Source organism: Streptomyces sp. NPDC041940 (genome assembly GCF_055589465.1).
Map to the genome: position 1 here is coordinate 94,099 of NZ_JBVJBP010000023.1, position 13,993 is coordinate 108,091.

A 13,993-nucleotide genomic window follows, 5' to 3' on the forward strand; every position below is an offset into this window, starting at 1 on the left:
TTGAGCCGACCGATCGTTCGGTTACTCTAGCTGTGTCCGAGTGTTCCTGCCCAGGTTTCTGCCCAGGTCATGAACTCGACGAAGAGTTCTTGAGACGAGGAGATGGTCACCCATGACCGCCGCACTCTCGGCGCACGAGCTGATCGCCCGGCACCGGTCCACCCTCGACCAGGCGCTGGAAGCGATCCGCACGCGCGCGTACTGGTCCCCGCACCCCGAGCACCCCAAGGCCTACGGGGAGCACGGCAGCCTGGACGCGGCGGCGGGCAAGGCCGCCTTCGACGCCCTGCTCGGCAGCCGCCTCGACCTGGGCCAGCCCGGCACCGACGACTGGGTGGGCGGCGAGACGTCCCCCTACGGCGTCGACCTCGGCGTGACGTACCCGCACGCGGACCTCGACGTGCTGCTGCCCGCCATGAAGGCCGGACAGCGGGCCTGGCGGGACGCGGGCGCGGAGCAGCGCGCGGTGGTCTGCCTGGAGATCCTCAAGCGCGTCAGCGACCGGACCCACGAGTTCGCGCACGCGGTCATGCACACCTCCGGCCAGGCGTTCATGATGGCGTTCCAGGCGGGCGGCCCGCACGCCCAGGACCGCGGCATGGAGGCGGTGGCGTACGCGTACGTGGAGCAGGTGCGCACGCCCGACAACGCCGAGTGGACCAAGCCGCAGGGCAAGCGCGACCCGCTGGCCATGACCAAGCAGTTCACGCCGGTCCCGCGCGGTATCGCCCTGATGATCGGCTGCAACACCTTCCCGACGTGGAACGGCTACCCGGGCCTGTTCGCCTCCCTCGCCACGGGCAACGCGGTCCTGGTCAAGCCCCACCCGCGCGCGGTGCTGCCGCTCGCGCTCACGGTGCAGGTGGCGCGCGAGGTGCTCGCGGAGACCGGCTTCGACCCGAACCTGGTCGCGCTGGCCGCCGAGCGCCCCGGCGAGGGCATCGCCAAGACCCTGGCGACACGCCCCGAGATCCGGATCATCGACTACACGGGCTCGACCGAGTTCGGCGACTGGCTGGAGGCCAACGCCCGCCAGGCGCAGGTCTACACGGAGAAGGCCGGCGTCAACACCGTCGTCGTCCACTCCACGTCCGACTACAAGGGCATGCTCTCCAACCTGGCGTTCTCGCTGTCCCTGTACAGCGGCCAGATGTGCACGACCCCGCAGAACCTGCTCGTCCCCCGGGAGGGCATCTCCACGGACCAGGGCCCCAAGTCCTACGACGAGGTGGTCGCCGACCTCGCCAGGTCGGTCGACGGCCTGCTCGGCGACGACGCCCGGGCGAACGCGCTGCTCGGTGCGATCGTCACCCCGGACGTGAAGGCCCGTCTGGAGGCCGCGGCGGGTCTCGGCGAGGTCGCCCTGGCGTCCCGGGAGATCACCAACCCCGACTTCCCGGGTGCGGTCGTGCGGACCCCGGTGATCGTGAAGCTGGACGGGGCCAAGCCGGACGACGAGGCCGCGTACATGAGCGAGTGCTTCGGGCCGGTGTCCTTCGCCGTCGCCGTCGACTCGGCCTCGGACGCGGTGGAGTTGCTGCGGCGGACCGTCCGCGAGAAGGGCGCGATGACCGTCGGGGCGTACACGACCGACCCGGAGGTCGAGCAGGACGTGCGGGAGGCCTGTCTGGAGGAGGCGGCGCAGTTGTCGCTGAACCTGACGGGCGGGGTGTATGTGAACCAGACGGCCGCGTTCTCCGACTTCCACGGGTCGGGGGGTAACCCTGCGGCGAGTGCGGCGCTGTGTGACGGGGCGTTCGTCGCGAACCGGTTCCGGGTGGTGGAGGTGCGCAGGGAGGCCTAAGGGCTCGGGGGTGCAGTTGCCTGCGCGGGTGCCGGTGCGTTGTGGTTACTCGCGCAGTTCCCCGCGCCCCTGAAGGGGCGCACCGCAGCTCCAGTGGTACAGCGTCATCGCCACACTCGTCGCCAAGTTGTAGCTGCTGACCTGCGGACGCATCGGCAGGGACAGCAAGTGGTCCGCGCGGGCGCGGAGTTCCTCCGACAGGCCCGTGCGTTCCGAGCCGAACGCGAGGACGGCGTCGTCCGGGAGCTTGACGCCCCGGATGTCGTCGCCCTCGGGGTCGAGGGCGAACAGCGGGCCGGGCGGCAGGTCGGGAACCTCCAGCCGTTCCACCGCTGTCGCGAAGTGCAGGCCCGCGCCGCCGCGTACGACCGTCGGATGCCAGGGGTCGACCGTCCCGGTCGTCACCACGCCCGTCGCGCCGAAGCCGGCGGCCAGGCGGATCACCGCCCCCGCGTTGCCCAGGTTGCGCGGATGGTCGAGGACCACCACCGGGGCGGTACGGGGCGTGCGCGCCAGCCGCGCGAGGTTGGACTCGCGGGAGGGACGCACGGCGAGCGCGGCCACGGCGGTGGGGTGCGGGCGCGGCACGAACGACGCGTACGTCTCGTACGGCACCTCCGTGAGCAGCGCGCCCAGCGCGTCCCGTACGTCCGGGGCCAGCTCGTCGGCGAGGGCGAGTGCGGCCGCCCGGTCGGCGGTGACCGCCACCGGCACCTCGGCGCCGAACCGCACCGCGTGCTTGAGGGCGTGGAAGCCGTCGAGCAGGACGGTGCCGCCGGCGAGCCGGTGCCAGACGGTGACGGGGTCGGTCATGCCCCGAAGCCTACGTGCGTGGCCCTGGAGGTCTCAGGGTCGTGCTGCTCGGGCACCGGCACGCGCCCGCCGCGCCGGCGAAGCAGCCGGTCACGCGCCCGTGACGACCAGCCGCCCAGTCGGCGCAGGAAGGACGTCGGCAGGAACACCGCGTCCGCCGCGATCATCGCGAGCGAGAAGAACGGCAGGCCCAGGACGACGGCGATCACGGCGTGCTCGGTGATCATGAGCGCCAGCAGGACGTTCTTCACCCGCCGGTTGAACAGCGTGAACGGGAAGGCGACCTGTACGAGGACCGTCCCGTAGGTCACGAGCATCACCATCGTGCCGCTGGAGGACAGCAGGTCGGCGAGGGCGGGCCAGGGCGAGAAGTACTCCAGGTGGAGCGGGTAGTAGACGGCGGTGCCGTCCTGCCAGCGGGAGCCCTGGATCTTGTACCAGCCGGCCGTCGCGTAGATCAGGCACGCCTCGGCCATGATCACGAGCAGGGCTCCGTTGTGCACGATGTTGGCGACGACGTCGAGCAGGATCCGCGGTTCGCCGGACTTCACGCGGCGCCCGGCCAGCCACCACAGGGCCTGTGCCGCCCACACGGTCCACAGCAGCACGGGTATCAGCAGGTCGTCGCCGTCCATCCGGCCCGCCAGGGTCGCCGCGAGCAGCACGGCCCCGAGTACGCCCCACAGGGCCGGGCCGGTCCGGTCAGTGACCCGCTCGCCGCGCTCCCGGGCGTCCCGGGCGCGCGCGGCCCGCCGGGCGTCCAGCGACCACACCTGGGCGCAGCGCGTGAAGACCAGGTAGACCGACATCAGGTGCAGCACGTTGTCGCCGCCGTCGCCCATGAAGACGCTGCGGTTCTGCAGCGACAGCACGCCGACCATGAACACCACCGACATGGTGCGGGTGCGCCAGCCCAGCATCAGCAGGGCGCTGGAGAGGATCGCGAGCGCGTAGACGAACTCGAACCAGAGCCGGCCGTCCGACCACATCAGGGTGGTGAAGGCCTTGTTGGTCCCGATCAGCTGCTCGGCGAGTCCCCAGCTCCAGGGCCCGTCGGGACCGTAGAGCTCATGGCGGTGGGGCAGCTCGCGCAGCAGGAACAGCAGCCAGGTCGCGCTGAAGCCGATGCGGATCACGGCCGTCTGGTACGGGCCGAGGGCGGCCTCGGTGACCCGGGCGATGCCGCGCGAGACGGCCAGTGAGTAGCGGTTCACCGCATGCCTCCCCGGGCTTCGTCGCGCGGCACCGGCCACCAGGGCAGCTCGCGGTAGGACGGCGTGGTGGAGACCTTCTCCCGGCTCCACTTCGGCGGGGGCACGTTGGTGGTGCGGGAGCGGACCTGGACGCGCTCGATCACACCGCCGTCCCCGGCCGAGGCGCCCGCTGCGTCGTCGCGGTCGAGGCGCAGCACCACGATCCGGCGCAGATACGACTCGGAGAGCGAGCCGCGCAGGCCGACCGGGCGGCTCTCGCTGTCGTGCGTCGCGGTGAAGAAGTCCCAGGCGCGGCGCAGCTCGTTCTGCTGGGTGTGGCTGGGCAGCAGATTGCCGTCGATGGCCCGGCCGTCCTCGGCGGACAGGTCGTACCAGCCGGTGCTCAGCTGCTCGCCGTCCGCGCCGCGGACCTCGGCGCGGGCCTGGATCGAGATGTTCTGCTGGAGCGGGTTCGGGGCGAAGAGCTTCCAGTTCTGCTCGAACTCCGGATAGATCCAGTCGTCCACGGCTTCGCCGTGCTCCTTGGTGACCGTGTTCGACGGCGCGACATGCAGGAACGTCATCGCGATGTGCACACAGACCCCGATCGCGACGACCGCGAGCGCCAGCGCGACACCGATCTGGTACGGGAGGGAGAGCGCGGCGATGCCGGACCGTGGCGGGTCGGGCGGGCCCGGCTCGGCGAGCCCGGACGGGCCGGGCGGGCCGTCCGGCCCGTGCCGGGCGTTCGAGCCCTCGTCGTACGCGTCCATTCCGCCCCGTTCCAGATTCCCGGTCCGTCGTACCGCCCGCGCACCACCGCGCGGCGTCGGCACGGGCACGGTACTCAGGCCACCCGCCCCGGCACAGCCCCTGTCCGCCGGTCCCGGCCGTGGCCGTCGCCACACCGCGGAAGCCGACCGTACGGCGCCCGCGACCGCCCGGAGGGACACCATACGGCGCCCGCCCGTACGCCCATTCCCTTCTGCTAGAACCTGTTCTATCTTGACGCCCCGTCAGCTCAACGGGATCGGCCCGGAAGGACAGGCACCGTGGACTTCACCTTCACCGAGGAGCAGCAGGCGGCGGCCGAGGCGGCGAAGGGCGTGTTCGCCGGGGTCGCCCCGGACGCCGTGCCCAGCCCCGCGCTCACCCCCGGCGCCGTCGCCGAGACCCACGACCGCGCCCTGTGGTCCCGGCTCGCCGACGCGGACCTGCTGAGCCTGCTGCTCGACGAGCGGTACGGCGGGGCCGGCCTGGACGCGATCGCGTTGTGCCTGGTGCTGCGGGAGTCGGCGCGGGTGCTGGCCAGGGTGCCGCTGCTGGAGAGCGGCGCGGCGGCGGCCGCCGTCCAGGCCTTCGGGAGCGACGAGGCGAAGTCCGCCCTGCTCGCCCGGGCCGGCCGGGGCGAGATCGTGCTGACCGTCGCCGCGCACGGCCGCACCGGCCACGACCCGGCCGAGCTGGCCGTGACCGCACGGCAGGACGGCGGGACCTGGGTGCTGGACGGGGTGCAGACGGCCGTGCCATGGGCCTACGACGCGGACGTCACGGTCGTGCCCGCCCACACCGCGACCGGCCGGACCGTCCTCGCCCTGGTGCCCCGCGAGCACCCCGGGGCCGTCCTCGCCGAGCAGTTCTCCACCAGCGGTGAGCGGCTCGGCGAGCTGCGGCTGGAGTCGGCCCGGCTCACCGCGCGGGACGTCATCGACGCCGACGGGGCGTGGGAGTGGCTGCGGGAGCTGCTGGCCACCGGGACGTGCGCGCTGGCGCTCGGGCTCGGGGAGCGCGTGCTGCGGATGACCGGGGAGTACACGAGCAAACGGGAGCAGTTCGGGTTCCCGATCGCCACCTTCCAGGCCGTCGCCGTGCAGGCCGCCGACCGCTACATCGACCTGCGCGCGATGGAGGTCACGCTGTGGCAGGCCGCGTGGCGGATCGCCTCGGGGGCACCGGGCGCGCTGCCCGCCACCGGTGACGTCGCCGTCGCCAAGATCTGGGCGGCGGAGGGCGTACGCCGGGTCGTGCAGACCGCGCAGCATCTGCACGGCGGGTTCGGCGCGGACGTCGACTACCCCCTGCACCGGTACCACGCCTGGGCCAAGCACCTGGAGCTGTCGCTCGGCCCGGCCTCGGCACACGAGGAGACCCTGGGCGACCTGCTGGCGGCGCACCCGCCGGCCTGAAGGCCCCTACGGGCGGGAGGCGCTACAGGACGAACCCCTGCTGCCCGTCCTCCGTCACCACGGGACGGCCCGCCGCCTCCCACACCTGCATGCCGCCGTCGACGTTCACGGCGTCGACGCCCTGCTGCGCCAGGTACATCGTGACCTGGGCGGACCGGCCGCCGGAGCGGCAGATCACATGGACGCGGCCGTCCTGCGGGGCGGCCTCGGTCAGCTCGCCGTACCGGGCGACGAACTCGCTGATGGGGATGTGCAGCGCCCCTTCGGCGTGACCGGCCTTCCACTCGTCGTCCTCGCGGACGTCCAGCAGGAAGTCGCCGTCCTTGAGGTCCCCGATCTCGACCGTGGGCACACCAGCTCCAAAACTCATGCCTCCGACGCTACCCGACCCGCCCCACGGGCCGGACGGGACGGGGCTCGGCCCCAGCGGCTCAGCCCTCGCCGAGCAGCGTGGCCAGCTCCGTCTCCCGCTCGGTGACCTGGGTGCGCAGCTGCTGCCCGATCTCGTCCAGAAGACGGTCCGGGTCGTCCGGGGCCAGCTGGAGCATGTGGCCGATGGCGCTCTCCTCCAGCTCCTTGGCGAGCAGGGCGAGCAGTTCCTTGCGCTGGGCGAGCCATTCGAGGCGGTTGTAGAGCTCCTCGGCGCGGCTCGGGCCGCGCTTGAGCTCGGGCCCCTTGGCCCACTCCTCGGCGAGTTCGCGCAGCTCCGCCGCGTCGCCGCGGGCGTAGGCGGCGTTGACCCGGGTGATGAACTCCTCGCGGCGCTCGCGCTCCTTCTCCTCCTGGGCCAGGTCCGGGTGCGCCTTGCGGGCCAGGTCCCGGTAGAGCTTGCGGGCCTCCTCGCTGGGGCGGACCCGCTGCGGGGGCCGGACCGCCTGGTCCGTGAGCATCGCCACGGCCTCCGGGAACAGGCCGCTGTCGTCCATCCAGCCGTTCAGCAGCTCCTCGACGCCGGGGATCGGCGCCAGCCGCGACCTGGCCTCCTCGGCGCGCCGCCGGTCGTCGGGGTCGCCGCTGCGGGCGGCCCTGGCCTCGAGGATCCGGGCGTCCAGGTCCTCGAGCCGGGCGTAGAGCGGGCCGAGTTTCTGTTCGTGCAGCCGGGAGAAGTTCTCGACCTCGACGCGGAAGGTCTCCACCGCGATCTCGTACTCGATCAGCGCCTGCTCTGCGGCCCGCACGGCCCGCTCGAGCCGCTCCTCGGGCCGGGCCGCGTCACCTTCGGCGCGGGCCGCGTCGCCCTCGGGCGTCACCCGTTCCTCATCGGCGCCGCCACCGCCCTGCTCAGCTTCCGGGGTCGTCACCCGACCAGCCTAGGCCACACCGCGCCCGCCCCTGTGCCCCGGACGGCCACCCGCCCGAGGCGTCCCCAGGGTCAGACGCCCGTCTCCGCGGCGACCTTCCCGGCCCGCACCCCCGCCACCAGCTCCGCGTGATCCGCCTCGGTCCGGTCCGCGTAGGCCACGGCGAACGCCGCCATCGCCTCGTCCAGCTCCTCGTTCTTGCCGCAGTACCCGGCGACGAGGCGGGGATCGGCGCTGTGGGCGTGCGCCCGGGCCAGGAGCGCGCCGGTCATCCGGCCGTAGTCGTCCATCTGGTCGGCGGCCAGCTCGGCCGGATCGACGCTGCCCTTGCGGTTGCGGAACTGGCGGACCTGGAAGGGGAACCCGTCGACCGTCGTCCAGCCCAGCAGGTTGTCGCTGACGACCTGCATCCGCTTCTGTCCCAGCACGACCCGCCGGCCCTCGTGCACGGTCTCCGGCGCCTCGAAACCGGCCGTCACCAGATGCGGCACCAGCGCCGAGGACCGCGCCTCCTTCACCTGGAGCACCAGCGGCTCGCCCCGGTGGTCCAGGAGCAGCACGACGTAGGACCGGGTGCCGACGCTGCCGGTGCCGACGACGCGGAACGCCACATCGTGCACCGCGTGCCGGGCGAGCAGCGGGAGGCGGTCCTCCGGCAGGGTGCCGACGTACTCCTCCAGAGACGCGGCGACCGCCGCGGCCTCCGCGTCCAGGACGTGCCGCAGCACCGGCGGGGCCTCGACGAACCGGCGCCCTCCGCTCTCCGTGGCCCGCGTCGACTTGGCCGCGAAGCGGCCGCTCGTGTTGTGGCGGGCCTTCTCGGAGACCCGTTCCAGCGTGCCGACCAGGTCGTGGGCGTCCGTGTGGGAGACGAGCTCCTCGTCCGCGATCGCGTTCCACGCGTCCAGCACCGGGAGCTTGGCCAGCAGCCGCATGGTGCGGCGGTAGGCGCCCACCGCGTCGTACGCCGCCTTGCGGCACCGGTCCTCGTCCGCGCCGGCCTCCCGGCCCGCGAGCACCAGGGAGGCCGCGAGGCGCTTGAGGTCCCACTCCCAGGGGCCGTGCACCGTCTCGTCGAAGTCGTTCAGATCCATGACGAGGCCGCCGCGCGCGTCGGCGTACAGGCCGAAATTGGCCGCGTGGGCGTCACCGCAGATCTGCGCCCGGATCCGGGTCATGGGGGTGCGCGCCAGGTCGAAGGCCATCAGGCCCGCCGCGCCGCGCAGGAACGCGAAGGGGGTGGCGGCCATGCGGCCCACCCGGATCGGGGTGAGCTCGGGGAGCCGGCCACGGCCCGACTCCTCGACCGCGCTCACCGCGTCGGGCCGGGACGCGTCCAGGTCGAGCAGGGAGTGCGCGCTCCGCGGGATCCGCTTGCGCAGGGCCTTGCCCTCGTCCTTGGGCGAGCCCTCGGCCGGCCACTCGGCGAAGCCGCGCACCCGGGGCAGCCGACGGTCCGTCCCGCCCGCCGCCCTGTCCTCGGCGTCCTCGGCCGTCACATCAGCCCTGGTCATCCCAACCGCCTCCCCCGCACGCGCACGAACATCAACTCGTGCCGACCGTACATCCGGGCGGCCGAAACGCGTCAGACCCTGTGGACAACTCCCCGGCTGTGGACAACTCCCGGCCGTGGCTACCTCACGGCTGTGGACACCTCACGGCTGTGGACACCTCACGCGGGAGCGGGCAGCACCTGTCCTTCCGGCACGCCCGCCACTTCGGCCAGCACCCGCTCCGCCCGCTCCACCGAGACGTCGAGCCGGGCCAGCACCGCCGGCACACAGATACTCGGCAGGAAGTGCTCGAACATCACGACGACACGGCGTTCCAGATCCCGCCGCTGGCAGCGGAGCTGAGACAGCAGCTGCACCCCCGAGAAGCTGCCGACCAGCAGCTCGGCCGTCTCCGCCACGTCGACATGGCGCAGCAGTTCGCCCTGCGCCTTGGCCTCGGCCAGCCGCTGCACGTTCTGGTCGAACCACATCCCGAAGGCCTGGGTGCGGTCGAGGTCCATGGCCCCCTGGTCCAGGGCGAGCCCCACACTGGCCCGCACCAGCGGCTCGGACCGCAGCCGGCGGGCCAGCACCAGACCGGAGTCGACGAGTTCCTGGAGCTTGCTGGACTGCGGCGGGAGGGTGATCGCGAGCTGCTCCTCGAACACCCCGATCGCGAGCTCCTCCTTGGAGCCGAAATGGAAGTACAGCGCGCCCTTGGTGACGCCCGCCCGGTCCAGAATCTCTCCGATGGTCGCCGAGGTGTAGCCGCGTTCGTCGAAGACGGCCGCCGCCGCCTCCAGGATGGTCCGCCGGGTGCGGATCGCGCGCTCCTGTCGCGCCATCGGGTGCCTCCTGATCTCCGTCGATCCCTGTGAAGTCACTGTGCAGCGGGGGCGCGAGAGCCTGTCCCAGCGGCTTGGCTCACCCTTTGAAAAAAACCGGCTCGTCCGTATCTTAGTCAATCGTCCAAGTCAAATACCGACCGCAGCCAGGCAGCCGATCCTGGGGGTTCTCATGCCGCAGACAGGACCTTTAAGCGCACCCACGGACGATCAGACCGGACGCCAGGCCCCTCCGGCAAACAGAACTGTTGCGGCCGTCGAGAACGCGCCACAAGCCGGGCGCGGGCCCCACACCGTCGTCACCACGGACCTCGCCCACCGCACCACCGACACCGACGTCTTCCCCACCCGGTGGCGCCGAATCGCCGAGGCCCGCTTCCGCTTCACCGCGCACTGGCCGGCCGCCCACCCCTTCTTCGGCCCCGTGGACGACCGCCACCAGGACCCGATGATCGTGGGCGAAACGTTGCGGCAGGCCTCGATGGTCCTCGCCCACGCCGAGTACGGCGCCCCGGCCGACACCCACTTCGTCATGTGGGACCTGACGGTCCGCACCGACCCGTCCGCGCTCCCGCTGTCGGACGCCGCCGAACCCGTCACCATCGACGTCGTCTGCTCCGAGGTGCGCCGCCGCGGCCGCGGCCTGAGCAGCATGCGGACCACGATGGAGTTCCGCCGCGCGGGACGCTTCGTCGCCCGCGGCACCGGCAGCACCGGCTGCACCTCGCCGCTCGCCTACCGCCGGCTGCGCGAGCGGCAGTTGGCGGCCCTGGAGACCCGGACTCAGCTGCCGCTGCCGCCGGGCATCGCTCCCGAGCTCGCCGGCCGCTCCCGCGCCGAGGACGTCGTCCTCGCCCCCGCCGACCGCCCCGGTGTCTGGCTGCTGCGCGTCGACCCCCGCCACCCGGTCCTCTTCCCCCGGCCCAACGACCATGTGCCGGGCATGGCCCTGTTCGAGGCGGCCCGCCAGGCCGCGACCGCCACGACCGGCCTGCACCCCTTCCTGCCCCGCGTGATGACGGCCGCCTTCGCCCGGTACGCCGAGCTGCACAGCCCCTGCCGGCTGGAGACCGAGGTGCTCGGCGCGGGCCCGGGGGAGGTGACCGTACGGGTCTCGGGGCGGCAGGACGGCGAGTCCGTCTTCACCGCCACCCTGACCTCCGCCCGGCCCGCCCGGGTACGGTCGCTGCCGTGACGGCCAACCTTCTGATCACCGGCGCGAGCGGTTTCGTCGGCAGCCGTGTGGCCGCCGCCGCGCACCGGCGACCCGGCGTGCGGGTACGGCAGTTGTCCCGGCGGACCCCGCCCGGCCCCGGAACCGTCCACGGCGACCTCGGCGACCCGGCCTCCCTGCGCGGCGCCTGCGCGGACACCGACGTCCTGGTGCACTGCGCCACCCGGATCAGCGGCGACGCCGAGACCCTAGAAGCCGTCAACGACCTGGGCACCCGCGCCCTGGTCGAGGAGGCCGTGCGCTCCGGGGTGGGCCGGATCGTGTACGTGAGCACGGCCGCCGTGTACGGCCGCGGTCCCTTCCGGGGCGTACGCCCCGGGGAGGTCCCGATCGCGCCCGCGTCGGCCACCAGCCGCACCCGGGCCGCCGCCGAACGGCACGTCCTCGACGCGGGCGGCCTGGTGCTGCGGCCGCACCTGGTCCACGGCGAGGGCGACCGCTGGGTCGTCCCCGGACTGGTGTGGCTGCTGGGCGAGTTGTCGGCGACCCTGACCGGCTGTGCGGCGCTCCAGTCGATGATCGACGTCACCACCCTGGGCCGTGCGGTGGTGGCCGCGGCCCTGTCCCCGGCGCACGGCGGCGGTGTGCACCACGTCAACCACCCCGAGCCGGTCGGGGTCCCGGACCTGCTCGGCGCCGTGAGCGCGCGGTTGGAGGTGCCCGGCGCCGATGCCTCGGTGGACGTCGCCACCGCCCTGGAACGGGCCGCCGGGACACCGCTCGCCCTGCATCACCTCGGCATGCTCACGGTCGACCACTGGTTCGTGGACGACGGCTTCTGGAAGGACCTCGACTGCTCGCCCGGCGAGGGCTTCGCGGCGGCCTTCACGCGGGCGGCACCCTGGTACCGCTCGTTCCTCCGGGACCGGGGCGCTACCTGATCTGACCTGCCTCTTCCGGCTGTTCCGGCTCTTTCGGCTCTTTCGGCTCTTCCGGACGGGGGCCGTGCAGCAGTACGGGCAGTTCCTCGTGCCCCGTCGAGATGATGGAGCGCAGCCGCTTCGGCGGGCGGGACGGATCGGCCAGGGCCAGTCGCGGGAAGCGGTCGAACAGGGATGTCAGGGCCGCCGTCGCCTCGGCCATGGCCAGCGGCCGGCCCAGGCAGTGGTGCACGCCGTGGCCGAAGGAGACGTGGTCGCGGCTGGTGGCGCGGGTGAGGTCGAACCGTTCGGCGTCCGGGCCGTGCCGCTCGGGGTCGCGTCCGGCACCGGCGAAGGAGACGACCAGCGGATCACCCTTCGGGATCGTCAGGCCCGGCTCGATCTCGATGTCCTCGACGGCGTAGCGCAGCCCGGACATGGCGCCCGGCGCTTCGAGGCGCAGCGACTCCTCCAGGGCGTCCTCCCAGGTCGCCCGCCCGGAGCGGACCAGTTCGAGCTGGTCGGGGTGGGTGAGCAGGCTGTGCACGGTGTTCTCGATGAGGTTGACGGTCGTCTCGAAACCGGCGGTGAGCAGCAGGATCAGGTTGTCCATCAACTCCTGTTCGCTGAGGCTGCCTTCGTCGCGGGCGGCGATGAGGGCCGTCGTCAGGTCGTCGGCCGGGTGGGCGCGCTTGTCCTGGAGGAACGCGGTGAGCGTGGCGTACAGCTCGACCCCGTTGGCCTGGGCGTCCTCCAGGGAGATCGCCGTGTCGAAGAAGCGGTTGATGACGCGGTGGAGGGCATCGCGTGGACCGTCCTCGCCGGGCGGTACGCCGAAGAGTTCGCACACCACCTCGTGCGGCACCGTCGCCGCGAACGCCGCCCGCAGGTCGACGACTTCGCCCCGCGGGATCCGCTCCAGGCCGTCCAGCGCCCGGTCGACGATCTCCTGGACGCGCGGGAGCAGCGCCTCGACGCGCCGCTTGGTGAAGGCGGCGGCCATCGGCTTGCGCAGCCGGCTGTGGTCGGTGCCGTAGGCGGTGACCATGTTGCGCACCGAGACCCAGATCGCGAGCGGCCAGGTGCGGGAGATGTCCCCGTTGATCCAGGCCGGCCAGTGCCGGAAGGCGTCCTTGCTCGTCTCGGGGCCGGCCAGGAGCCGCTTGTTCAGCTCCAGGCCGTTGATCCACCACGCCCGTACGCCGCCGGGGAGTTCCACTTCGACGGCCGGGCCCTGGGTCCGGATTCGGGCTATCTCGCCGTAGAGGTCCTGGCCTGACGGGTCGATCGCCAGGAAGGGACAGGCCTGCTGTGCCATGACACTTCGCTCCTCGGTCCAGAGGCTGGGGGACCATGGTGCGATCCGGCCACCGAAAAAACTTGCCATCCGGTTTGTTTTGGCCACTGCTTCACAGAGTGTTGGCCAGGGGTAGACACGTGCGGCGCGGCCACGCTCCGCAGGAGCAGCCGCCGCAGGTCGGTCAGAGAGGGGCGGGCGAGCCGGGCGGATCTCATCATGAGACCAACAGACGTGAGACCGGTGAACGGGCCAATAAAGTGGAGCCATGCGACGGACCTCGTTCGACACCTGGCCCTGCTCGATCGCCCGCACCGCCGACATCCTGGGCGACGCCTGGACCCTGCTGGTGCTGCGCGAGGTCTTCTACGGCGAGTCCCGCTTCGACGGCTTCATCGGCTCGCTCGGCATCGCCCGCAACACCCTCACCGACCGGCTGCGCCGCCTGGAGTCCGAGGGCCTCCTGCGGCGGCGCGCCTACCAGACCGACCCGGTGCGCCACGAGTACCTGCTGACGGACAAGGGCCGTGACTTCTTCGGCGTCCTCGCCGCGATCAACGCCTGGGGCGACCGCTGGCTGGCCGGCGACGAGGGCCCCCCGGTCGTCCTGCGCCACACCTCCTGCGACCACGACACCCGGGCCCAGGTCGTCTGCTCCTCCTGCGGCGAGCCCCTGCACCACCAGGACCTGACCGCCCGCCCCGGCCCCGGCTACCCGCCCCGCCTCCTGAACGACCCCGCCGTACAGGAGCGTTTCGCCCCCGGACGGACCCTGGGGGACGGCGGCCGGGTCTAGGCCGTGTCCGGCGTGCTTCCTCACCGTGGACCAGCTGAGAACGAGCCGCTCGGCGATCTCCGGGGTTGGACCGGCCTTGCCCGATCGCGACCAGTACCTCCCGTGCACGGTCGCTGAGCCGGCCACGAGTTCCCGCGCACCACGTGTTCGATCGTGCGGAGGACCGCCTCA

The 13,993-nt window shown here is 72.7% G+C and carries 13 protein-coding genes; 5 read left to right on the top strand and 8 right to left on the bottom strand.

Annotation, left to right across the window (positions count from 1 at the left end):
* Window positions 1-112 precede the first annotated feature (112 nt).
* The gene (gene paaN / locus ACZ6I3_RS31490; RefSeq protein ID WP_469419230.1) at window positions 113-1,804 is read left to right on the top strand and encodes a phenylacetic acid degradation protein PaaN; all 1,692 of its coding nucleotides are present in this window, start codon (window positions 113-115) and stop codon (window positions 1,802-1,804) included.
* Between the two features lie 45 nt (window positions 1,805-1,849).
* Here the strand turns inward: paaN and ACZ6I3_RS31495 are convergent, their stop codons facing one another.
* Genes ACZ6I3_RS31495 through ACZ6I3_RS31505 form a run of 3 tightly spaced genes read right to left on the bottom strand, consistent with a single transcriptional unit; the run spans window position 1,850 to window position 4,583 of the window.
* Complete coding sequence (locus tag ACZ6I3_RS31495; protein WP_469419232.1) at window positions 1,850-2,617, bottom strand: TrmH family RNA methyltransferase; 768 nt, start codon at window positions 2,615-2,617, stop codon at window positions 1,850-1,852.
* Complete coding sequence (locus ACZ6I3_RS31500) at window positions 2,614-3,831, bottom strand: HTTM domain-containing protein (RefSeq protein WP_469419233.1); 1,218 nt, start codon at window positions 3,829-3,831, stop codon at window positions 2,614-2,616. The genes ACZ6I3_RS31495 and ACZ6I3_RS31500 overlap by 4 nt, the downstream gene beginning before the upstream one ends.
* Complete coding sequence (locus ACZ6I3_RS31505; protein ID WP_469419323.1) at window positions 3,828-4,583, bottom strand: DUF5819 family protein; 756 nt, start codon at window positions 4,581-4,583, stop codon at window positions 3,828-3,830. Before ACZ6I3_RS31505 ends, ACZ6I3_RS31500 begins: the two co-directional genes overlap by 4 nt.
* Before the next feature lie 279 nt (window positions 4,584-4,862).
* On the opposite strand from ACZ6I3_RS31505, the gene ACZ6I3_RS31510 reads away from it, so the two are divergent.
* Entirely contained in the window at window positions 4,863-5,996 is a 1,134-nt protein-coding gene (locus ACZ6I3_RS31510) for an acyl-CoA dehydrogenase family protein (RefSeq protein WP_469419234.1), read from the top strand.
* Window positions 5,997-6,018: 22 nt separating this feature from the next.
* Here the strand turns inward: ACZ6I3_RS31510 and ACZ6I3_RS31515 are convergent, their stop codons facing one another.
* From ACZ6I3_RS31515 to ACZ6I3_RS31530, 4 genes are all read right to left on the bottom strand, one after another.
* Window positions 6,019-6,348, bottom strand: a complete 330-nt coding sequence (locus ACZ6I3_RS31515; RefSeq protein ID WP_469419324.1) for a rhodanese-like domain-containing protein — start codon at window positions 6,346-6,348, stop codon at window positions 6,019-6,021.
* 79 nt (window positions 6,349-6,427) lie between these two features.
* Window positions 6,428-7,297, bottom strand: coding sequence for a hypothetical protein (locus tag ACZ6I3_RS31520; protein ID WP_469419236.1), 870 nt, complete (start codon window positions 7,295-7,297; stop codon window positions 6,428-6,430).
* 71 nt (window positions 7,298-7,368) lie between these two features.
* A complete protein-coding gene (locus ACZ6I3_RS31525; RefSeq protein ID WP_469419238.1) occupies window positions 7,369-8,811 on the bottom strand; it encodes a DUF2252 domain-containing protein in 1,443 nt (480 codons plus the stop codon).
* A gap of 158 nt (window positions 8,812-8,969) precedes the next feature.
* Window positions 8,970-9,635: a ScbR family autoregulator-binding transcription factor gene (locus ACZ6I3_RS31530; RefSeq protein ID WP_469419239.1), complete on the bottom strand. Its 666-nt coding sequence runs from the start codon at window positions 9,633-9,635 to the stop codon at window positions 8,970-8,972.
* 172 nt (window positions 9,636-9,807) lie between these two features.
* Here ACZ6I3_RS31530 and ACZ6I3_RS31535 point away from each other — a divergent pair, with 172 nt between their 5' ends.
* The gene (locus ACZ6I3_RS31535; protein WP_469419241.1) at window positions 9,808-10,830 is read left to right on the top strand and encodes a ScbA/BarX family gamma-butyrolactone biosynthesis protein; all 1,023 of its coding nucleotides are present in this window, start codon (window positions 9,808-9,810) and stop codon (window positions 10,828-10,830) included.
* A complete protein-coding gene (locus tag ACZ6I3_RS31540; RefSeq protein WP_469419243.1) occupies window positions 10,827-11,750 on the top strand; it encodes an NAD-dependent epimerase/dehydratase family protein in 924 nt (307 codons plus the stop codon). Before ACZ6I3_RS31535 ends, ACZ6I3_RS31540 begins: the two co-directional genes overlap by 4 nt.
* On the opposite strand, the gene ACZ6I3_RS31545 is transcribed toward ACZ6I3_RS31540, so the two are convergent.
* Window positions 11,743-13,047 carry a cytochrome P450 family protein gene (locus tag ACZ6I3_RS31545; protein WP_469419245.1) on the bottom strand — a complete coding sequence of 435 codons (1,305 nt, stop codon included), beginning with the start codon at window positions 13,045-13,047 and terminating at the stop codon, window positions 11,743-11,745. The genes ACZ6I3_RS31540 and ACZ6I3_RS31545 overlap by 8 nt on opposite strands.
* 247 nt (window positions 13,048-13,294) lie before the next feature.
* Between ACZ6I3_RS31545 and ACZ6I3_RS31550 the strand changes: the two genes are divergently transcribed.
* Window positions 13,295-13,822, top strand: a complete 528-nt coding sequence (locus ACZ6I3_RS31550) for a winged helix-turn-helix transcriptional regulator (RefSeq protein ID WP_469419247.1) — start codon at window positions 13,295-13,297, stop codon at window positions 13,820-13,822.
* Window positions 13,823-13,993: the final 171 nt, after the last annotated feature.

Coding starts and splice junctions, on each gene's coding strand:
- paaN (WP_469419230.1), top strand. CDS start 113: ATGACCGCCGCACTCTCGGCGCACGAGCTGATCGCCCGGCACCGGTCC.
- ACZ6I3_RS31495 (WP_469419232.1), bottom strand. CDS start 2,617: ATGACCGACCCCGTCACCGTCTGGCACCGGCTCGCCGGCGGCACCGTC.
- ACZ6I3_RS31505 (WP_469419323.1), bottom strand. CDS start 4,583: ATGGACGCGTACGACGAGGGCTCGAACGCCCGGCACGGGCCGGACGGC.
- ACZ6I3_RS31525 (WP_469419238.1), bottom strand. CDS start 8,811: ATGACCAGGGCTGATGTGACGGCCGAGGACGCCGAGGACAGGGCGGCG.
- ACZ6I3_RS31530 (WP_469419239.1), bottom strand. CDS start 9,635: ATGGCGCGACAGGAGCGCGCGATCCGCACCCGGCGGACCATCCTGGAG.
- ACZ6I3_RS31535 (WP_469419241.1), top strand. CDS start 9,808: ATGCCGCAGACAGGACCTTTAAGCGCACCCACGGACGATCAGACCGGA.
- ACZ6I3_RS31545 (WP_469419245.1), bottom strand. CDS start 13,047: ATGGCACAGCAGGCCTGTCCCTTCCTGGCGATCGACCCGTCAGGCCAG.
- ACZ6I3_RS31550 (WP_469419247.1), top strand. CDS start 13,295: ATGCGACGGACCTCGTTCGACACCTGGCCCTGCTCGATCGCCCGCACC.